This window comes from Irregularibacter muris (genome assembly GCF_024622505.1).
In the GTDB taxonomy this organism is placed as follows: Bacteria; Bacillota; Clostridia; order Eubacteriales; family Garciellaceae; genus Irregularibacter; species Irregularibacter muris.
Map to the genome: position 1 here is coordinate 40,696 of NZ_JANKAS010000011.1, position 21,282 is coordinate 61,977.

A 21,282-nucleotide genomic window follows, 5' to 3' on the forward strand; every position below is an offset into this window, starting at 1 on the left:
GAGGATAGTGAATGATAAGGAAAAATCATTGAGAAAAGAGAGACAAAAGAGAAAATATCATAAAAAATGTCTATATAAACAGAAGGAGGAGTAGATTTTATTCTTCTACAATGGGCAAGTTCGTGTTATAATGGTAACTAACAATTCGTTTTTATATCAAGTTGTTGGATGTAAAAAGAAGCAATAACATGACACTAAAGAACAAAATGACTCTATAAGCACAAATACATCATGAAAGTTGTGGGAGGAGAAAATCTAATATGTCAAATGGCTCAGAGCAATTTGAAAGAGTATTATCAACAAAAGATGTTTTAGCTCTTGCAGTAGGAGCTATGATAGGATGGGGATGGATTGTATTAGCCGGGGATTGGGTAGAAACAGCAGGATCTTTGGGAGCTATAGCCGCCTTTATCCTAGGAGGGATAATGATTATTTTTGTAGGATTAACCTATGGAGAATTAACAGCAGCCTTACCCGAATGTGGAGGGGAGCATATTTTTAGTTATAGAGCCTTGGGAAGGAATATGTCTTTTATCTGTACCTGGGCTATTATTTTAGGGTATATTTCTGTGGTGGCCTTTGAAGCAGTGGCTTTTCCCACAGTATTGGAATATTTAATGCCCTCTTATGTAAAAGGGTACATGTATACGGTATCTGGATATGATGTGCATTTTACTTGGGTATTAGTGGGAGTTGCTAGTTCAATTATTATCACCATTATAAATTATCTAGGGGTAAAACCAGCTGCCTTCTTACAGGTGGTACTCACCATTGTCATAGCTTCAATAGGGCTAATATTTATGGGGGGAGCGGTTTTTAACGGAAATATTGAAAATATACAACCTTTGTTTGCTACTGGTTCCAAGGGAATTCTTTCAGTATTGATTATGACACCTTTTATGTTTGTTGGTTTTGATGTTATTCCCCAGGCAGCTTCGGAAATCAATGTTCCCCTAAAAAAGTTAGGGAAAATCATTGTGTTTTCCGTAGTTATAGGAATTCTTTGGTATGTGATGATTATACTTGGAGTATCTTTATCCCTTAACCATGCTGAAATGAACGCTTCCAATATGGTGACTGCTGATGCGATGAAAAAAGTATTTTATGGCAGCAATATAGCAGCAAAGGCAATGATTGTTGCAGGGATTGGTGGAATTTTGACCAGTTGGAACTCCTTTTATGTGGGAGGAAGCAGGGCTATCTACGCCATGGCTGAATCAAAAATGCTACCTAAATTTCTAACAAAAATACATCCTAAGTATAAAACCCCTACCAATGCGATTCTATTGGTAGGAGTAATAACTACCCTGGCCCCTCTATGTGGACGAAGTATGCTGGATTGGTTAGTGAATGCAGGAGGAGTGACTGTAGTATTGGCCTATTTTATGGTAGCTTTATCCTTTTTGGTATTAAGATATAAAGAGCCAGATATGGAGAGACCCTATAGAGTAAAAAGAGGTAAACTTGTAGGGAGCATAGCCAGTCTGCTTAGCATAGGGATGTTTATTCTCTACTTACCAGGGGCACCTGCAGCCTTACAATGGCCCTATGAATGGCTTATCATACTCGGGTGGACCTTATTAGGTCTTGTATTCTACTTATGGGCTAAGGTTGCCTACGAAGATGTAGAAGATGTGCAGGAGAGGATGAATGGCTATTCTTCCCAAGTAGGAATACAGATTCCCGGAAATAAATAAGAGAGTTTAAGAAAATGAACCCGTAGTATCTAGGTATTCTAGACGCTACGGGTTTTCTTGTGCACAAAAACCATTATTCTTTTATTTACATAACGAAATGAAAAAGGTATAATATAATTATATAGATAAACAATAATGATCATTTTTTTCTATAGATAAATGAGAGGATGAAGTTTTAAGGAGGAGTTAAAATGAGGGATGGGTGGTTAAGAAATATTGAGTACTTAAGAATATCCATAACCGATCGATGCAATTTAAGATGCTTTTACTGTATGCCAGAAGAAGGCGTACAAAAGCTTTGCCACAAGGAGATTTTAAGTTTTGAGGAATTATATTCTATTGTAAAGACCGCTGTAGAATTGGGAATATCCAAGGTAAGAATTACAGGAGGGGAACCCTTAGTAAGATTAGGAGTAGTAGACTTTATTAAAAGGATTTCAAAGCTTTCGGGACTTAAAGATATTGCTATGACAACCAATGGAATTTTACTAGAAAAGTATGCAAAGGATTTAAAGGAAGCAGGACTACACAGACTAAACATTAGTATGGATACTTTAAAAGAGGATAGATTTAAACAAATCACCCGTGGAGGCGACCTAAACCAGGTGCTGAAGGGAATAGAAATAGCCAATAGTGTAGGGCTGGGACCTATAAAAATAAATACCGTTATCATGAAAGGGATTAATGAGGATGAAATAGAAGCTTTTGCAAAACTCACCCTTGATCAGCCTTATCAAATACGCTTTATTGAGCTCATGCCCATGGGAGAAGCAGAATCCATAGAAGATGATCGCTTTATATCCAATCAGGAGATTATGAGAAAATTACCAGAGCTTATTCCTGTGATAAAAGAAAATGATGCAGGACCTGCTAAATATTATCGACTGCCCAAGGCTAAGGGAAAGATTGGATTTATTAGTCCTATGTCTCAACATTTCTGTAGTAGTTGTAATCGTATAAGATTAACAGCTGATGGCAAGATAAAGCCTTGTCTTCATTCCAATCATGAAATTGATTTGAAAACAACCCTTAGACATCATCCAGAAAAGATTAAGGACATCCTTATTCAATCTATTTTATCCAAACCAGAAAGACATCATTTAAATGATGATAGAAAATCAAGTCATAGAAGGATGTATCAAATTGGTGGATAGAGTTTATTTTCACATAGGAAAGTTGGTTTTGTCCCTCTGGGAGCAAACTTTTCTATTTTACTAGAGCGGTGATAGCCGCTGTCTTTATAGAACAATAGGGGAGGTTATTATATGGCAAAGGTAGTAGCTGTAAATATTAGTGAAAAAAAGGGAACGGTAAAAAAACCCATAGAAGTGGGAAATTTTAAGATAAACCATGGACTAGAGGGAGATGCCCATGCAGGGAATTGGCATAGACAGGTAAGTCTTTTAGCCCAGGAAAGTATAGATAAAATGATTGCCCTAGGAGTAGACGGCTTAGATGCAGGAAAATTTGCAGAAAACATTACTACCCAGGGGATAGAACTACATACCCTACCGGTAGGAACCAGGCTTAAAATCGGAGAAACCCTCCAAGAAGTAACCCAGATTGGAAAGAAATGCCACAGTGGCTGTGAAATTTCCCAACAGGTAGGAATGTGCATTATGCCTACTGAGGGGATTTTTACCATAATACTCAAGAATGGAACAGTCCGACCAGGAGATGTAATACAAATTTTAAATGAGGAAAATTAAAGGATATTTTTTCGAGAAAGATATTGACAAAATTTAACAGACTATTGTATGATAGAAGTAATCAAAGAGAAATTACTTAAAATAGTAGTATCTAAATAGAAAAGGTGTGTTACTGATTTTGATCAGGCATAAACCTATGGATGGTAATATAAGATTACTGTATATAGGGTTATGCCTTTTATTATTTTTACCTAAAGGGGTGAGTGCTTGTCTATAAAAAGGGACTATATGATCTCGAAGGTTTTGAATAATAATGTTATATTGGCTGTGGATAAAAAAACTAGACAGGAGCACATCTTAGTAGGGAAAGGGATTGGTTTTGGAAAAAAGGATGGGAAAATGGTTAGATTGAGTAATCATGACATAGAGAAATCCTTTATTGCCTATGATAAAAGAACAAAAAAAGAATATCTGCAGCTTCTCAATCAACTAGATGGAAAGATCATCGGCATGAGTGAGGAAATTATCTCTCTGGCAGAGAAAGAATTGGGTCATCTTAATTCTCATATTCATATTGTATTAACTGACCACATTGCCTTTGCTATTGAAAGAATACACATGCAATTAGAGATTAGCAATCCCTTTCTTTATGAAATAAAAGCCCTTTATCCAGAAGAATTTCAAATCGGATTAAAGGCTGCTCAACTTATCAAAGAAAGATTAGAGGTAGATATTCCAGAAGCAGAAATTGGATTTATTGCCCTTCATCTTCATTCCGCAAGGCAAAATAAAAAAGTCAAAGACACCATGAAGGATACAAGACTTTTAAAGGAAGTGGTGGATTTAGTTCAAAAAGAAATAGCGATGACTATCGATAATCAAGATTTAATGTACACTAGATTAATCAATCATTTACGAGTAGCCATTATTAGAACAGAAGAAAAAAAGCCTATAGATAACCCCTTATTGGAAAGTATAAAGGAGCAATTTGAAGTATCCTATAGGATTGCCCAAAAAGTTGGAGAATATATTAATGAGAAAAAGAATATTGATGTAAAAGAGGGAGAAATAGGTTATTTAGCTCTACACATTGAGAGAATTAGACGATCTTCTAACTAAATAGTTAAGCGTGTTACTGAGTCATATCAGGCATAAGCTTTTTTCATACAGATTTTTTGTATGGAGTTAGTTTATGCCTTTTTCATTGCAGCAAAATCCATAAAAATATTAAGATTCTTAAAACTAGGAGGTATGAAATGTTTAACTTCTTTAAGAAAAAAAACACCTTCTCTCTTATATCTCCCATGACGGGAGAAATTATAGCAATAGGTCAGGTGCCTGACAGCGTATTTGCAGAAAAGATGGTAGGAGATGGATTGGCCATAAAACCAACGGAAGAAATTGTAGTGGCACCTTGTGATGGTAAGATTATACAGATATTCCCTACAAAACATGCCATTGGTATAGAGACCTCAGAGGGCATACAAATTTTAATACATGTGGGTTTGGATACAGTTGCCCTAAATGGAAGGGGATTTGAAAGTTTTATACAAGCTGGGGATGACGTAAAGCAAGGAGATAAATTATTGAAAATAGACTTAAAGCTTATACAAAATTATGCATCATCTGCCATAAGCCCTATAGTCATCACCAATATGGATAAGGTGGAAGAGTTATCTGTAGAACAAGGAAAGGTGACAAGGGGAGAGAGTAAGATCATGGATATTTATCGAAAATAATTTTTATGGATTAGGTGGGTCAAATAGCTCTTCTATTAATTTGCCATAAAAATGCAAAGATCCTAGGGAATAATCTTTTTATTATTTCACTTACTTAATCCAAATTTAATATAAAAGGAGGAATTATAAAGTGAAGAAGTATTTACAAAGACTTGGACGTTCTTTGATGTTACCCGTAGCGGTGTTACCTGCTGCAGCTATTTTAATGGGTATAGGTTATTGGATTGACCCTTTGGGTTGGGGAGCAGGCAGTCCTATAGCAGCCTTTCTCATTAAAGCAGGAGGTTCCATTATTGACAATATGTCCATTCTATTTGCTGTAGGGGTTGCACTGGGCATGTCTAGAGAAAGAGATGGGGCAGCAGCTTTAAGTGGCTTGGTTGCCTACCTTGTTGTCACCACATTACTTTCTACAGACGTTGTAGCAATGTTATTGAGTATTGATGTGGGCGAAGTTAATGCAGCCTTTGGGAAAATAGAGAATCAATTTATTGGTATTCTCTCGGGATTAGTCGCGGCATCTATGTATAATCGCTTTAGCCATGTAAAATTGCCCGATGCTCTAGCTTTCTTTAGTGGAAAGAGATCAGTCCCTATCATGACATCTGTATTGATGTTACCTATTACCTTTGTTTTATTCTTTGTATGGCCAGTCATTTATACTTGGTTAGTAAACTTTGGTACAGCAATTAGTGGAATGGGGCATATTGGAGCTGGAATATATGGATTTTTTAATCGGTTATTAATCCCCACAGGATTACACCATGCTCTAAACTCAGTATTTTGGTTTGATGTGGCTGGAATTGATGATATCGGTAACTTCTGGAATGGTACCGGTGTTAAGGGGATTACAGGAATGTACCAAGCAGGATTTTTCCCCATTATGATGTTTGGACTGATAGGAGCAGCTTTTGCTATGTATCATACCGCTAAGCCAGAAAAGAAAAAAGAGACAGCATCCCTAATGTTAGCAGCAGGATTTGCTGCCTTCTTTACTGGGGTTACAGAACCCCTGGAGTTTGCCTTCATGTTTGTGGCACCTGCTCTATATCTTGCCCATGCAGTATTAACAGGCATTTCCCTAGCCATTTCTGCATTTTTCCAATGGACGGCTGGATTTGGCTTTAGTGCAGGATTTGTAGACCTTTTCCTGAGTTCAAAATTACCCTTGGCCAATAAGCCCTATATGTTAATTCTCCAAGGGTTAGCCTTTGCCGTCCTTTACTATGTAGTATTTAGGTTCTTGATCACTAAATTAAATTTAACCACTCCAGGTAGAGAAGAAAGTATTCCTGAAGATATGGAGGGTGAAGGAATGACCAACCTATCTGCCCATGAAAAATTTGCTCTAATGGCGTCTATTATCTATGAAGGACTAGGTGGAAACGCTAACGTAACCTCTGTGGATAATTGCATTACTCGTCTAAGAGTAGAAGTAAGGGATATGGATATTGTAGACCAAGAAAAAATTAAAAAAGCAGGTGTACCTGGTATTAAGGTTATTGACCGTCACAGTATGCAAGTTATTGTAGGTCCCCAAGTACAATTTATAGCTGATGAAGTAGAAAAAATCCGAAGACAGAGTAAGCTTATATAAATCAGAAGAAGAGAAAGATGAAAATATAGTGTTGATAAAAAAGAGTTTTCTTTGGAAAACTCTTTTTTATCATAGGAAAAGGATTTTTAAATAATATGTGTAGAAAGAAGATCAATATAAATCATTTGGGAGAGATGGCTATGTGGACGCGAAAAGAATTGAAAACAAGGGCAAAATCAGCTTTGAAAGGATCCTACTGGAAGGCTTTTATTGTGAGTTTAGTTTTGAGTATTGTAAATGGATTTAGTAGTGACCATGGCAGTGGGGATGGAATCATCAAATACAGATATGAAAATAGTGAGATGGGCCATTATCTATCCAATATGAAAGAGGAATTTTTCGAATTTTTTTTCACTTCAGCTTTTGCTATAGTGATTATAGGCGCTATCCTATGGATTATTTTTAGAGTGGTTTTAGGTTATCTATTAGAAATAGGAGGTCGGAAATACTTTGTAAAAGCGGCAGAGGATAGAGTGAATATGAATCACTTGGTATATTTTTTTCGTAAAGATTATTATATGAATATCGTAGGGACTATGTTTTACCGAGATGTTTTGCTATTTTTCTGGACACTTCTGCTTATTATTCCGGGTATTATAAAATCCTATTCCTACCGCATGGTCCCCTACATCTTAGCAGATAATCCTCAAATAGGGCATGAAAGGGCAATCACATTAAGTAGGGACATGACTGAAGGAGAAAAATTCAATATTTTCGTCCTAAACCTTTCCTTCATAGGATGGTATATATTAGGGGTATTGGCATTATTTATAGGAGGACTATTTGTTGCTCCTTACGAGAATGCTACTAATGCAGAGCTTTATTTAGAATTAAGGCAAAGGGCTTTAGATAGAGGATTATGTAGATATGAAGAATTGAATGTAAGGGGATAGCGAATAGATGAAAATTATTGATTTAACCCATACTCTGTATGATGATATGCCTGTTTTTCCAGGAGATGAGCCACCAGAGTTTTATTCAATATGCACAGTAGAAGAAGAAGGTTTTGCCCAGAAAAAGCTAATTATTTATTCCCATACAGGCACCCATATTGACGCTCCTGCCCATATGTTAATCCAGGGTAGATCTTTAGAAGAGGTGGATGTCAATCAGTTTTTTGGTAAGGCTATGGTGATAGATTGTGGTGGTGGGAAAAAGGATAGAATTGAACTAGGGGATTTATTAAACTACAAAGATAAGATACAAAAGGTAGATTTTGTATTATTTCATACAGGCTGGAGTAAATATTGGGGAAGTCAATCGTACTATGAAGGCTTTCCAACCTTGACCGAAGAAGCTGTTCAATGGTTATGTTCTTTTTCTGTAAAAGGAATAGGCATAGACACCCTGTCGGTGGATGAACTCCATAGCCAGGAATTTTCTAATCATTATGCACTCTTAAAAAACAATATCATCATTATAGAGAATCTTACCCATTTAGGCAAATTGCCGCAAGATAACTTTCTTTTTTCTTGCCTACCTCTAAAGTATAAGAATGCCGATGGCTCACCAGTGCGGGCAGTGGCCATAATAAACCAGTAAAGCCAAAAATATACACCACTATACAATTAACAAAAATAACCATCACAATAAAGTGAGGTTAATATTATTTAAAACGGAGGGGAAAAATGAAAAAAATCATATTACTTCTTCTATTAACTTTATGTATGTTCTTTGTAGGGTGCCAGAGTAAAGATGTCAATAGGAGTAATGAGTCGGGAAAGTTTTTTCATAAGCTAGAGACAAAAACTACTGCTACATCAATAGTGCAGGAGTTTTCCCAAGATTATTATGCCGTGTTAGACAAAAGAAAAAAAGCAGTGGAAAATAATTTTCAGTGGTATAAGGAGTATACAGAAAACAACAGATATCCTTGTCCCTATGATGAGGAGTTAGGGATAACAGAAATGGAATATAATAATTTAATGAATGGAAAGTATATTTCATTAGTAGAGGATAAGAATATACCTTTTACATGTGAAAAAGAAGACGCAGATGTTTATCATATTGTCATTAAGGGGGACAATCCCTTAGAATTCACTATGGATCTCAATGAAAATGGAATTAAATTATCCTCAGGAAAAGTGTTAGAATATTCAAAAGAGGTAAAGGAAAACAATGAAATGCAGCATCTTACGGGAGAATGGGAAGGATATACCTATACTTTTTTATCCTCGGATATGGATGTAGAGAGTCTTGGCGAATATAATATTCATGATGACACGTATAATATTGGATATGAAGATATTGTGCCAGAGTTATTGGATAAGGAAGTTGAAGCACAATTACTTAGTATATCTATAGGTAAATTTAAAGATAAAGATCAATATCTTATTTATTATAGAGAAATAGATATTGCAAATCAAAAGGGAAATCCTAACTATAATCTATATTTTATAAAGTAAAAATCATTATAAATGTTCCAACAACTAAAATGCAGCGCTAAAAAAGAACACAGCAGATGAATACAATAGAAAAGATGTGGCACGGATACTTGTTGAATATGAGCCCATGGATAGAAGGTTACTATCCATGGGCTCATATCTTTTGTATTATATTTTAACGAGCTAATTGTGTATAAGGTGGCTCTATTCTTTCCCTGTTTTTATCTTAATTCCTTCAAGGCTTGGGTAATAATCTTTCTTGCCATAGGTGCTGCACTGCTGCCTCCAGTAGAACCATGATTTTCTAATATCACGGCAATAGCTACCTGGGGCTCTTCTGCTGGAGCAAAGCCCACAAACCATGCATGGGCATTCTCATGGGCATTTTCTGCCGTACCTGTTTTTCCGGCAATTTGCACAGCGGAAGTTTTGGCATTTTTACCTGTTCCTTGGTTAACTACATCCACCATCATATCTTTTATGGAACGGGCAATCTCAGGAGAAATGGCTGTGGATAGGACTTCAGGCTCCTTTGTAGAAAGACTTTTACCTGCGGGGGTAAGGATTTCTTTTACGATATTGGGCTTCATTATTTTCCCATCATTGGCAATGGCTGAGGCCATCATGGCCATATTTAATGGAGTTACCAGAGTCTTACCTTGACCAATGCCCGAGGCACCCAAATCTGCTTTACTCATTTTAGATTTGGGAAAAGTGGACTGTTTGGTATCTAGATCAAAGGGGATTTTATGATTTAACATAAACTTTTCAGAGGTTTCTTCTAATTTTTTTCCTCCTAATTCTACACCTATTTGGCTAAAGGCTACATTACAGGATTTCACCAAGGAGTCATGCAAATCCACATGACCATGGGCAATTCCATTATAATCCCTCAGAACATAACCATCTATATTTACCTGACCCTTACAATCAAAGTCAGTGTTTATGCCTTCACTTTCTAAAGCCGAAGAGGTAGTAATGACCTTGAAGATAGAACCAGGAGTATATAAACCTGAAGTGGCCCTGTTTAGCAAGGGACTATCTGGATTTTGGAGGATACTATCCCAATTTTCCTTTAGATGATTAGGGTCAAAGTCCGGATAGCTGACCATGGTATAGATTTCACCATTAGAGGGATTCATTACTACAATAGAGCCCTTTTGTTTTCCTAGCAAATCCTTAGCATATTGTTGCAGACCATGATCTAGGGTGAGAATTAAATCATTACCTCTTAACTCCTTATCCATGCTGGCGATAACTTTTTTAAATTCATTTAAAGAATTGCTCTCACTTAAATTGATCAGGGCATCGTTATAGGTTTTTTCCAAGCCTTCTTTCCCTAATTCTCTGTGGGTATAGCCAATAATATGGCTGTAGAGATTTCCATACTTGTAATCCCGTTCTTGATTTTGTTCTTTGTCCCGGGTACTAGAAGCAAGCAAGGTATGATTGCGATCATAGATGCTTCCGCGCGTCACATATTCTTCTTCCAACCAGACCCTACGATTATAGTTATTATTTTTTATAGAGGCTGCTTCAAATACCTCAAAATAACTAAGATATACAATTAAGGCAATAAAAACTAGGCTTAGGGAAAACAGTACAATGATTATTCGATTTTCTTCCTTATTCATCTTCATCATCTTCTTCCTCAATTTCCTCATTTTTATCTTCCAGCACCTCTGAGGTAGCCTGGAGAATACCTAAAGAAGCAAAACTGGCAACTAAAGAACTTCCCCCATAGCTTAGAAAGGGCAAGGTAATGCCGGTGAGGGGAATCATCTTGGTTACGCCTCCCAAAATGATGAAGGCTTGAAATCCAAAGACCAAAGTAATTCCCAAAGCAATAATTCGATAAAACTGGCTCCTTTGCTCTAGAGCTATCTTAATGCCTCTATAGACTAAAATGATATACAGCATAACCACGGCAATGCCCGTCAAAACACCCATTTCTTCACAAATAGCAGAAAAGATAAAATCGGTGTGAACTTCAGGAATAAACTTAGGGTGCCCCCTACCAATCCCTGTGCCTAAAAAGCCACCGGCTGCAATGGCGAAAAGGGATTGAGTGATCTGATAGCCCTTTCCAGAAATAGATTTCCAAGGGTCAATCCAAGTTTCTACTCTTACCCTTACATGGCTGAAAATAAAATAACTAAAAACAGCCATAATAGAAGCCGCACCTAGGTTATAGAGAATAAATAACCTTTCTGCTTCGTACACATACATTACGGTAATAAACACCATGAAAAAAAGCATGGCCGATCCCAAATCCTTTTGTAAAAATAGAAAAACAATATGGACATAGACGATAGCGAAAAAAATGTATTTATTTTGGTATTTTTCTCTATTGGAATAATAAGAGGCTAAGAAAAATACAAATAAAATTTTGATCAATTCCACAGGTTGAAAACTATGACTGCCTATTCTAATCCAGTTGGTGGCCCCTTTTATATTACTACCAAAAATAAGGGTAGCCAGAAACAATACAAGGGATAGAGCCACATATAGGATAATCCATTGGGACCACTTTTTATTGAATTTTACAATAAAATAACTAATAAATAAAGTAATAATCCCTACAAGAAACCAAATAACTTGTTTAACTCCTAAGGCCGGATCCAATCTATATATCATAATAATCCCTATACTCATCAACATACTGACCACTAAGAAAATATAGTGATCTCCCTTAGATATTTTTCTCAATAGAAAATTGGATAAATAGATGATCAATATTAACCCTGCAGCTACGGCCAAAGAGAGTCTGTCTAATTGATGGTTGTAAAGAATGACCAAGAACAATCCAATGAGATTGAGGCTAATTAATATATTTTGAGGAAACTTATAGCTGATTAATTGTTTGATCATATTGGAAGTTACACCTCCTTCTCCCATTTGTCATCACTGACAAATAAAAAGTTGACCTGTCCTATTTTTATGCTATCCCCATGTTCCAGACGAATAGAATTAAGCACTTGCTCATCATTAACAAAGGTACCATTAGAGCTACCTAAATCTTTAATGAAATAGAATTCATTTTCCTTTTCGATAAGAGCGTGCTTTTTTGAAATATAAGGATCTTTAATGACAATGTCATTGTTAGAGGATCTACCTATGGCGGTCTCATCTCCTAAAGAATAGGACTCCTCTACTTTAAAATAAAGATCATCCTTGCGGTTAATTAATTTTAAATAAGTAGATTCTTGAAAAGCTCTTTTTTTTATGCCTTTAATATCTAGGTACATTAATCGAATAATACCGAACATAAAAAGATATATCAGTAAAATAAAAAGATATCTAAAAATTAAAGATAAAATGCTATACATGATCTCACCCTCTATTTGATAGTTTCTCTTTCAAGATTATGAACATAAGATTATTTTATCATACAAAGAAGAAAAAAATGAAAAAGAAACGCTAGGATTACCTTATGCTCCTCCTTCTGGCATTATTTCATTAGAGAAATTTCAGCTTCCTTCTTATCAATATGTATATTATATAATAAGCCTGCACCAATAAGGCTAACCCCCACTACTTTACCCAAAGAAAAGGTATGGGTAAGAAATATGTCCATGGTGATGCCTACAATCATTTGTCCCAAAAATGTTAATAAAGTAGTATAAATAACAGGTATTTTAGGTGTAACAATATTGGATAAAATGACAACACTTACTCCAATAGCTCCACCTAAAAATGCCCACCAAGGGATTTCATTAAAGGGAAGCAGGAAGAGGTTTTTCATTTGTCCGGTAAAGAGCAAAGGGAAAAACAGCCCCATAGATGCCACGAAATAATTCATAAGTGTACTTTGTAGTATACCAATTCTCTTTCCTAACTGGGCATTGAGAATCATAGACAAAATAGTAAATCCTCCTGCCAATAAGGCTAAAAAACTTATCCATATCATAAAAATTCCTCCTATAAAAACATCATAGTGAGAATACCCGCTAAAACCAAAGCAAAGCCAGGTATCTTTTTCACTTCAAATTTTTGAATGGGCATACCAAGTAGGCCAAAGTGATCAACGAAAGTGGAAAGAATAGATTGCCCTAAAAGACCAATGGAAAGTGTTAAAGATACGCCTAGGGTATCAAAACAGAGGTTATTTAAGGTTACAAGAATTATTCCTACAATTCCTCCACAAAACAAATAAAGAGGGATGCTTCCTTTTTTAATTTTAAGCTGTTTTGTACTGACAAGATAAATACTGATGATGATAAGACCGACTAAATGAATGATAAAAGTGGCTAAATAGGCATTGGTAAATTGACTTAAAACTCCATTAAAAGTAACCATAATAGCGATCAAAGCCCCTATGATTATCCCACCTAATTTATACATGATTTCACCCCATATCTTAAGAATGACTTGATGACTTTGTATTTGCTCTTTCATTATACAATTCTATTGATAAAAAGCAAAACAAGGCAGAAGAATACTAGTATTCTTCTGCCTTGTTTTGCTTTAAAGAGTTTATGTAAGGGCTGGACCTATCCCGCTCCTATTGATCTTAAAACTCGTAATCTGCCATCGTTTTAAAAACATAATCCTGAGATTGAATATATTCAATCATCCTAGGAAGAGCATCTATAGTTGTCTGCTTGGTATTGGCATCATGCATTAAAATCACAGCAGACTTTTTATTCTCTAGGGTTTCCATAAGTCTGTTTAATTGTTTGGCAGGAGGAATATTATTTCCTTCGGCATCCCCACTCACTACATTCCAATCAATATATTGGTAACCTTCATTTATAACAGCTTTACGGGTAGCAGCTTTGCTTTTACCAAAGGAGCCACCAGGGAAGCGAATAATCCCTGTCTTGGAATAATTAGATAATAGTTCATCCAATAATTTTTCATTTTTCTCCAGATCCTTTAGGAAGTTTTTAGGGCTGGCATAGAGATATTTATAATTATGACTAAAGGTATGATTTGCTACCATATGTCCTTCGGCCTCTATACGTTTTAAAATCTCTGGGTTCTCCTGAGCCTGACTACCGATGACAAAGAAGGTTGCCTTAATTTGATATTCTTTTAAAATATCTAAAATATATGGAGTTACATTCTTAGAGGGTCCATCATCAAAGGTAAGATAGGCTACCTTTTGTTCTTCAACTTCTTTAGGGGGAACAGCTTCATGATCATTTTGTGTTTCTGAAGAAGATTTTTTATCTTCATTGTTTTTTTCTGTTTCATGAGGAGACTTTTGACCTTCCTTATCTTTTTGTGTCCCAGAGGAGGTCTCCTCATCAGCTTTATCCTTAGAATAGTTTTTTTCCATCCCTTGCTTTTCTTCTTGTTTAGGAAGGTTTTCAGACTGTACCTTTTCCTCAGCGATCACCACTGTATGCTCCCCTGGAAGAAGAGAAAGAGGATTAAAAATCATTAGAAGGATAAATATAATTATTGCTATGGGAATAATAAACTTGTAATTTAAAAAGGTTTTCACTTTAGTCACATCCTTCGTCCATGTTATCTTATTTATAGTATACAAGGTTTTTTTCTACAATGTTTTACAAAGTTATTAAAAAAAGTTACAAAAGGTTTAAGGAATGAAAAAAGTGTATTTTTTTGTAGAATAGGATTTTGGGGTATAGTACAATGAACAGGTCAAGTAAAAAAGGAGAGAAGAGATAATGGATACAGCTAAACCCAAGGTGCTCATTGTGGAAGATGAAACATCCATAAGAAAGTTTATTTCTATTAACCTAAAGAGGGATCATTTTGATGTTTTAGAAGCTGGGGATGGAGAAAGTGCATTAGAGGTGCTGCAACAATATTTTCCCCAGGTCGTTGTTCTAGATGTTATGTTACCTAAGATGGATGGCTTTGAGGTTTGTTATAAAATTAGAGAAATCATGCCGGAATGTATTATCATTATGCTAACGGCCAAAGCTGAAGATATGGATAAAATAATGGGTTTGGAATTGGGGGCGGATGATTATATGGTAAAGCCCTTTAACCCCCTAGAGCTAGTAGCAAGGATTCGGGCCAATTTAAGGAAGGTGTCCAACGCTAGGCAAAAAAAGAGGAAGATCCTCTTTTTTCAGGATTTGAAATTAGATATTGAAGAACAACGTTTTTATAAGCACAATGTTGAAATAGAACTAACGCCTACAGAATTTTTCATCATGAAAATATTATTGGAGAGTCCCGGAAAGGTTTTTAAACGGGAAGAAATTTTAAAAATCATTTGGGGAGAAAATTATTATGGGGATATGAAAACAGTAGATGTGCATATAAGAAGAATACGGGAAAAACTTGAAGAAAACCCTTCCATTCCTCAATGGATTGAAACCGTGTGGGGAGTGGGATATAGATTAAAGGGAGATAAGACCAATGAATAGCATAAAAAGTAGAATGGTCATGAACTTTATGTCTATCATCATCATTACGGTGGCTATTTTGGAAATATTTTTAATTAGCAGTTTAAAACAAAACTATTATAAAAATTTGGAAGATACACTGTTTAATCAATTACAAATTTCTTCTGATCTATATGTAAAGTACTTTTCTGATGCCACTTTGGATGAAAATGTATTGAACAATGTAGATACTTTTTGGAAACAGGTAACTGCCCAGGTAGAAATTATAGATATGGATGGAAATATATTGATGGATTCCATGGGAATTATGGATGAAAATGTCTCCAAAATAGAGGATGTGAAAAAGGCTTTACAGGGGCAAAGGGGAAAATGGATTGGGAAGGTGCCTTATGATACAAAAAAGGTATTGGCCATTTCCTATCCCCTAATTGTTGAGGAAAAGCCCATAGGGATTTTAAGGTTTATCGCTTCTCTAGGGGAAATTGATAAGGAAATTCAAAGGATTGCTTTAAATTTTATTATTTTTGGATTTTTGGTGGTTTTGATATCCGGTTTAATAAGTATTTTAGTGGCCAATAGCATTACTAGCCCTCTCAAGGAAGTCACTTCAGTGGCAGAAGAAATGGCCAGAGGAAATTTCAAAGTAAAAAGCAAGGTAAAATCTAAGGATGAGATTGAAAAATTGTCGGGTACTCTTAATTACATGGCAGAGGAAATACTAAAAAAAGATGAAATTAAAAATGATTTTATTTCTTCTGTATCTCATGAACTTCGGACTCCTCTAACATCAATAAAGGGATGGGCAGTGACTTTAAGACAGGGATATATCAATCAAGAAATGCTTAAAGATGGATTAGATATTATTGAAAATGAAAGTGATCGATTGACCCATATGGTAGAAGAGTTGTTGGATTTTTCCAAATTTGTATCGGGACAAGTTTCCTTACATTATCAAGAAGTATATCTGCCCAATCTCCTAGAACAGATAAAAAGGCAATTAACTCCAAGAGCCACAAGGGAAGAAAAATATTTTGATATTACTTATGGAGATGAAAATCCAACCATTCTTATGGATGCCAATAGATTAAAGCAAGTATTTATTAATCTTCTGGACAATGCCTTTAAGTTTACCGAACAGGGAGGAAAGGTATTGCTTTCATCAGTTTATGAAAATAATCAATATATATTTATTATAGAGGACGATGGTTGTGGGATAGCTCAAGAGGAGATTCCAAAGGTAAAGGAGAAATTTTATAAAGGGAAGTCCAGCAAATCTCAAAATGGCATTGGGCTATCCCTATGTGATGAAATCACGACCATGATGGGAGGAACTTTGGAAATAAGCAGCAAGATCAATAAAGGTACCCAAGTTAAAATTACTCTGCCCGTGGAAGAAGTGGTGAATTAGAATGAAAAAGAGGATAAAATTTATAAGCTTTTTTTTAATTTTAGTCATACTGTTTACAGGATGTACCCGTGGTACAGAGGACTTTGTTCAGCGAGTTATCCCTCCTAAAAATAGGAATATTCCTATTGAAGGAACCTGGGAAGTAACTGCTGTATTAAAAACTGACAATACCAATTCGAGTACCTATAAAGACTGGATAGGGAAAAGAATTTATTTTAATAGGGAGAATGCCCTTCTAGGAGAATATTTTTTACCCCATCCTACCTATCAATTCAAAAAGGTGGAAGGAAGCGCTTATCTTTTATATAACCACCAAGCCTTTCCAGAGGAGTACCAGTTTGATGAAAGGGAGATCCAGGTTATTAATGTTACGGATAATAAAAATGCCCTATGGGAAGTCATAAAAATAAAAGAGGATGAAATCATTATTAAAATCTTTAATAGCAGTTATAGGGCAAAGAGACGGTCAAAGGAAGTAAATCCAGAAGTTTTTCAATCCTATCAGAAGCACGACCAAAAGGAAGATGTCAAAAAGAAAAGTAATACAGAAAGTATAAGAGCCGGTGTATTACTGGGCTTGAGGAGCCCCACTACCCAGGAAGAAAACTATCAGTACAGAACCCTATGGATTGGTATGGAAAATGAAAAGATATTTCCTATAAAGGATATGAATCATATTGTTTTTCCTCGGAAAAATGGTTTTTATGAAATGAAGGTAGAAAAAAACCATGGAGAGGATTCTTTAGTTCTAAAGAGCATCTTGACCGAGCTAAAGAGCAATCCCCAACAAGAAAGTATGGATGCGTTAAGCATTGATCATAAGGAGGAGATCTATAGGAAAATTAATTATATAGGCAATGACTACCTTTCTATTGAAGAAACAAAGGTCACCTTGGCAGAAGATAGAAAAAATAAGCAGGAAAAAAGTTATTTAAAGATGCTTGCTGTAGATAGCTTACCCAATATAAAGGCCATAAAAATATCTGATTTACTAGGAGAAGCTGGGCTAAAGGCTATGGAGGAAGAGGTAAATAAACGAAAGAAGTCATTGGAAATAGATGAAGGGACTACTTCGAAGATAGAAGAAAACTTTGGTTTAGAAAGAAAAATGGGATATTGGTTTTTAAAAGGTAGAATGACTCCAGTGGGAAATAACACTGTTGAATGGGATTATCCTATAAATCTTATTCCTTCTAAACCGATTATATTTTATAATGAATTAAGCGTACCTTGGACTGGGGTGAAGGATCGGGTGCCCAGTGCTATTGATATATTCACCGCCCCTAGTAAGGATATCGCCTTAATTGTGACCAAAGAAGAAATATATATTTACCAGATAGAACAGGGAATATTAAAAAGTCCTTTGGAGAGAATTCCCTTAAAAGAAGGGGAAAGCGTCATTATGGCAGAATGGGCAACAGGCCCTTATGTAAAAAGTTGGAATGCCACTCTATCAAAATATATTTCCGAAGAAGAAAAAAACTAAAAACAAAGGCGGACTCCCAAACCTTATGATATAGGGGAAGCCGTTACTAACCAGTTAAGTTGTCCTACGTTGTAAAATATACTTTCGCTACTTAGTTTCATAGGGTATTATAAATTATGATATAATACTCTTAATCAAGCAAAAACCACCTAATCCAATACTATGAAATAAGGATGTGTTTGCATGAGAAGCAAGATGAAAATAACCTTGGGAGTGGTTGTTTTAGTAACAATAATTGGTGTTTTTTTCCCTCAATTAATTCATAAAGACAGTCCTATAGCTTCAGAAAATATAAACAGGGCCCAAGAGGTTTTCAATAACAATGGGACAAGCCTTGAAGAACCAGAAACAGTTACCGAAAAAACAATCATTAAAGGAATTATATTGGTAAATAAAACCTATGGACTTCCCTCAAATTATAATCCTGGAGAAAATCCTGAGGCAGTAGAGGCATTATATAAAATGACAAAGGCGGCTCAGGAGGAAATAGGAAAAACCATTCAATCAGTTTCGGGATTCAGAAGCTATGAGTATCAAAAAAACCTTTTTAACCAATATGCCCAAAAAGACGGTGTAGAAAAAGCCTCTACCTATTCGGCCAGAGCGGGACATTCAGAACATCAAACAGGACTTGCCTTTGATATAGGAGGAAGAAATAAAGAACATTGGGTGAAAACTTCCTTTGAACGTACAGAAGAAGGAAAATGGCTAAAGGACAATGCCCATAAATATGGCTTTATCCTTAGATACCCAAAGGGCAAAACTCACATCACCGGATATACATATGAACCATGGCATTTTAGATATGTGGGAGTAGAACACGCAGAGATTATTTATAAGAATGATCTTACCCTAGAAGAATATTTACTAGAAGGCAATTAGAGCACAGCAAAACAGAGGATATCGTGATGAAGATATCCTCTGTTTCTTCATTTAGAATAGGAAAATTGCCCTTACGGACAAAAGCAAACTTTTCTAGTTGATAAAAATGAGGCTACAGTCCGTCATTATTTTGTCAATCTATCTTTTTGAAAAGCCCAAGGAGGTTTTTCCAAAGATTTCTCCAACTTACCTATTTCTATGGCAGGAAAGCCTTCTAGAATGGAGTTATTCTTAAAAATACTTCGCTGTTTTACCAAGCTGCCAGCCTTTACCAAAGTATTTTTTCCTAGATTACTATAGTCACATACAATGGAACCTGGTTCAATAATGGTTCCTTCTCCTATAGTGGATCCGTGAATGATGCAGCCTGGCCCTATGGTCACATTGTCTTCAATAATTAATTCATTGTCTGGTAAAAGATGCAAAACACAATTTTCATGTATTTCTACATTCTCTCCAATGGTTACTGGACCATGAGAATCTCCAATGATCTTGACACCGGCGCCGATAATAGAAGTTTTCCCTATGGTTACATCACCAGTGACTTCAGCAGAGTCAAACAAATAAGCCAATTCACTAATCTTTGGGAATTTATTTTTGTATGAATATAGTTTTCCCATTGTTTCACCTTCCTTTGGAATATTTTCAAAAACATTTTCAGTAGTCGGGGGTAGGGAAATATCATGATTTCTCATTCTTTTAATCATATCTCTATCCTCTTGGGTAAGCTTTCTGATGATTCTTGCTGGTCTACCCACCACCACAGATTCATCAGGTATGACCATTCCCCCAGGAATGAGGGTACCCTCACCGAAAATACACATATTCCCTATTTTGCATCCCGGCATAAAAATAACTCCATTTCCAATCTCACATAGATGTCCTATTTTTGCTCCAATAGCTATACATTTATGTCCAAAAATGGTTTTACTCCCTACTTTTAATGGGTTTTCTAGGGTACCTATCAGTACAGAGTTTTCTAAAGCCCAACTATGATTTCCCATGGTAATATTATCTCCATGGGAGCGTAGAACAGTTCCCTGGGCTATGTAAGCCCCTACTCCTAAACAAACTTTTCCCATAATAGTGGCAGAATCTGTTATTCTCACTTTGTTCAAGAATTTTCCCTCCTTAGGTTATGTTGTAATCATCAAACCCACCAGGTCCATAAAGAAGCATATACCCTATTTCCATTCTTTATCACTTTTATTCCATGGAGATTGATGAATATGTTTTTCTACAGGTAATGTGACCCAAATCACATTATCTTCTATACGAAAGGTATAATATGGAGATAACAATATTGGGAGGTAATTTTATGGATAATAAAAGAATTGAAAAACTAACTACGGTACTAGAAAGATTGAATACTGAAGGTGTGACTGAAGAGTTAAGGAAGGAAGCCCTGGATATTGTCTCCAATATAGACCCTATAGAATTATCCATAGCAGAGCAAAAGCTCATTGAAGGAGGCATGGATCCACAGAATCTAAGACATCTTTGCGATGTTCATATGGAAGTATTAAAAGATGAGCTAGAAAGTATGAAAACCAAAATAGAACCGGGTCATGTCATAGACACCCTCATTATAGAACATGAAAAGATAAAGGAATTTTTAACAGAATTAGAAGAGATTAATTTTAAAATCCAAAAAATGCAAAGTAAGGATGAAGACTCTGAAATATTTAAAAAATTACTGGAAGTTGCTGAGCAGATTTTGGATGCTGAAAACCATCATAAGAGGGAAGAAGATGTTCTTTTCCCAGAGATGGAGAAGAGAAATATTACAGGTCCTACTAGGATTATGAGAATGGAACATGATGATTTAAGGAACAGAAAGAAAGTTCTAAAGGATGCCGCTGAGAATGTTGAAACAATGGATTTTGAACTCTTTCAATCTACAGTGGATGAAACTGCAAAATATATTATCTTTAACCTAAGAGATCATATTTATAAAGAAAACTATATTCTATACCCAACGGCTATAGATGCGATACAGGAAAAGGAATTATGGAAAGATATGAAAAACCGTTGTGATCAGGTGGGGTATTGTGGCTTTACCCCCAATCTATAAGGAATGTAAAGTAACCCGTTATGCCAGTGAAATGGAA

General features: G+C 35.7%; 21 protein-coding genes. 14 read left to right on the forward strand and 7 right to left on the reverse strand.

Features of this window, described 5'->3' with window-relative positions; all coding sequences use genetic code 11:
• Nucleotides 1–260 precede the first annotated feature (260 nt).
• The 9 genes from NSA47_RS11460 (at nucleotide 261) to NSA47_RS11500 (ending at nucleotide 9,087) form a co-directional block, all read left to right on the forward strand.
• Nucleotides 261–1,697 carry an APC family permease gene (locus NSA47_RS11460; RefSeq protein WP_257532107.1) on the forward strand — a complete coding sequence of 479 codons (1,437 nt, stop codon included), beginning with the start codon at nucleotides 261–263 and terminating at the stop codon, nucleotides 1,695–1,697.
• 191 nt (nucleotides 1,698–1,888) lie between these two features.
• Nucleotides 1,889–2,851, forward strand: a complete 963-nt coding sequence (gene moaA / locus NSA47_RS11465) for a GTP 3',8-cyclase MoaA (RefSeq protein WP_257532109.1) — start codon at nucleotides 1,889–1,891, stop codon at nucleotides 2,849–2,851.
• A gap of 111 nt (nucleotides 2,852–2,962) precedes the next feature.
• Nucleotides 2,963–3,406, forward strand: coding sequence for an MOSC domain-containing protein (locus NSA47_RS11470; protein ID WP_257532111.1), 444 nt, complete (start codon nucleotides 2,963–2,965; stop codon nucleotides 3,404–3,406).
• A gap of 228 nt (nucleotides 3,407–3,634) precedes the next feature.
• Nucleotides 3,635–4,465 (forward strand): PRD domain-containing protein, encoded by an 831-nt coding sequence (locus NSA47_RS11475; protein ID WP_257532113.1) that lies wholly within the window; start codon nucleotides 3,635–3,637, stop codon nucleotides 4,463–4,465.
• Nucleotides 4,466–4,602: 137 nt separating this feature from the next.
• Nucleotides 4,603–5,085: a PTS sugar transporter subunit IIA gene (locus NSA47_RS11480; RefSeq protein ID WP_257532115.1), complete on the forward strand. Its 483-nt coding sequence runs from the start codon at nucleotides 4,603–4,605 to the stop codon at nucleotides 5,083–5,085.
• 130 nt (nucleotides 5,086–5,215) lie between these two features.
• Nucleotides 5,216–6,682 (forward strand): N-acetylglucosamine-specific PTS transporter subunit IIBC, encoded by a 1,467-nt coding sequence (gene nagE, locus NSA47_RS11485; RefSeq protein WP_257532117.1) that lies wholly within the window; start codon nucleotides 5,216–5,218, stop codon nucleotides 6,680–6,682.
• A 140-nt stretch (nucleotides 6,683–6,822) separates the two neighbouring features.
• Entirely contained in the window at nucleotides 6,823–7,575 is a 753-nt protein-coding gene (locus tag NSA47_RS11490; RefSeq protein WP_257532119.1) for a DUF975 family protein, read from the forward strand.
• A 7-nt stretch (nucleotides 7,576–7,582) separates the two neighbouring features.
• Nucleotides 7,583–8,224, forward strand: a complete 642-nt coding sequence (locus tag NSA47_RS11495; protein ID WP_257532121.1) for a cyclase family protein — start codon at nucleotides 7,583–7,585, stop codon at nucleotides 8,222–8,224.
• An 86-nt stretch (nucleotides 8,225–8,310) separates the two neighbouring features.
• Nucleotides 8,311–9,087: a hypothetical protein gene (locus NSA47_RS11500; protein WP_257532123.1), complete on the forward strand. Its 777-nt coding sequence runs from the start codon at nucleotides 8,311–8,313 to the stop codon at nucleotides 9,085–9,087.
• Nucleotides 9,088–9,287: 200 nt separating this feature from the next.
• Here the strand turns inward: NSA47_RS11500 and NSA47_RS11505 are convergent, their stop codons facing one another.
• The 6 genes from NSA47_RS11505 to NSA47_RS11530 form a co-directional block, all read right to left on the reverse strand.
• Nucleotides 9,288–10,706 carry a peptidoglycan D,D-transpeptidase FtsI family protein gene (locus tag NSA47_RS11505; RefSeq protein WP_257532125.1) on the reverse strand — a complete coding sequence of 473 codons (1,419 nt, stop codon included), beginning with the start codon at nucleotides 10,704–10,706 and terminating at the stop codon, nucleotides 9,288–9,290.
• Nucleotides 10,693–11,937 carry an FtsW/RodA/SpoVE family cell cycle protein gene (locus tag NSA47_RS11510; protein WP_257532127.1) on the reverse strand — a complete coding sequence of 415 codons (1,245 nt, stop codon included), beginning with the start codon at nucleotides 11,935–11,937 and terminating at the stop codon, nucleotides 10,693–10,695. The genes NSA47_RS11505 and NSA47_RS11510 overlap by 14 nt, the downstream gene beginning before the upstream one ends.
• Nucleotides 11,938–11,945: 8 nt before the next feature.
• The gene (locus tag NSA47_RS11515) at nucleotides 11,946–12,395 is read right to left on the reverse strand and encodes an FHA domain-containing protein (protein ID WP_257532129.1); all 450 of its coding nucleotides are present in this window, start codon (nucleotides 12,393–12,395) and stop codon (nucleotides 11,946–11,948) included.
• A 122-nt stretch (nucleotides 12,396–12,517) separates the two neighbouring features.
• The gene (locus tag NSA47_RS11520) at nucleotides 12,518–12,976 is read right to left on the reverse strand and encodes a DMT family transporter (RefSeq protein ID WP_257532131.1); all 459 of its coding nucleotides are present in this window, start codon (nucleotides 12,974–12,976) and stop codon (nucleotides 12,518–12,520) included.
• A gap of 11 nt (nucleotides 12,977–12,987) precedes the next feature.
• Entirely contained in the window at nucleotides 12,988–13,410 is a 423-nt protein-coding gene (locus tag NSA47_RS11525) for a DMT family transporter (protein ID WP_257532132.1), read from the reverse strand.
• A gap of 169 nt (nucleotides 13,411–13,579) precedes the next feature.
• Nucleotides 13,580–14,518: a polysaccharide deacetylase family protein gene (locus NSA47_RS11530; protein WP_257532135.1), complete on the reverse strand. Its 939-nt coding sequence runs from the start codon at nucleotides 14,516–14,518 to the stop codon at nucleotides 13,580–13,582.
• Nucleotides 14,519–14,705: 187 nt separating this feature from the next.
• On the opposite strand from NSA47_RS11530, the gene NSA47_RS11535 reads away from it, so the two are divergent.
• The 4 genes from NSA47_RS11535 (at nucleotide 14,706) to NSA47_RS11550 (ending at nucleotide 19,171) form a co-directional block, all read left to right on the forward strand.
• On the forward strand, nucleotides 14,706–15,416 hold the full coding sequence (locus NSA47_RS11535) for a response regulator transcription factor (protein WP_257532136.1): 711 nt from the start codon (nucleotides 14,706–14,708) through the stop codon (nucleotides 15,414–15,416).
• Entirely contained in the window at nucleotides 15,409–16,803 is a 1,395-nt protein-coding gene (locus tag NSA47_RS11540) for a HAMP domain-containing sensor histidine kinase (protein ID WP_257532138.1), read from the forward strand. The genes NSA47_RS11535 and NSA47_RS11540 overlap by 8 nt, the downstream gene beginning before the upstream one ends.
• A gap of 1 nt (nucleotide 16,804) precedes the next feature.
• Entirely contained in the window at nucleotides 16,805–18,289 is a 1,485-nt protein-coding gene (locus tag NSA47_RS11545; RefSeq protein WP_257532140.1) for a hypothetical protein, read from the forward strand.
• Between the two features lie 183 nt (nucleotides 18,290–18,472).
• Nucleotides 18,473–19,171 carry a M15 family metallopeptidase gene (locus NSA47_RS11550; protein WP_257532141.1) on the forward strand — a complete coding sequence of 233 codons (699 nt, stop codon included), beginning with the start codon at nucleotides 18,473–18,475 and terminating at the stop codon, nucleotides 19,169–19,171.
• 125 nt (nucleotides 19,172–19,296) lie between these two features.
• Here the strand turns inward: NSA47_RS11550 and NSA47_RS11555 are convergent, their stop codons facing one another.
• Nucleotides 19,297–20,280 (reverse strand): carbonic anhydrase/acetyltransferase, encoded by a 984-nt coding sequence (locus NSA47_RS11555; RefSeq protein WP_257532232.1) that lies wholly within the window; start codon nucleotides 20,278–20,280, stop codon nucleotides 19,297–19,299.
• Between the two features lie 209 nt (nucleotides 20,281–20,489).
• On the opposite strand from NSA47_RS11555, the gene NSA47_RS11560 reads away from it, so the two are divergent.
• The gene (locus tag NSA47_RS11560) at nucleotides 20,490–21,245 is read left to right on the forward strand and encodes a DUF438 domain-containing protein (RefSeq protein ID WP_257532143.1); all 756 of its coding nucleotides are present in this window, start codon (nucleotides 20,490–20,492) and stop codon (nucleotides 21,243–21,245) included.
• Nucleotides 21,246–21,282: the final 37 nt, after the last annotated feature.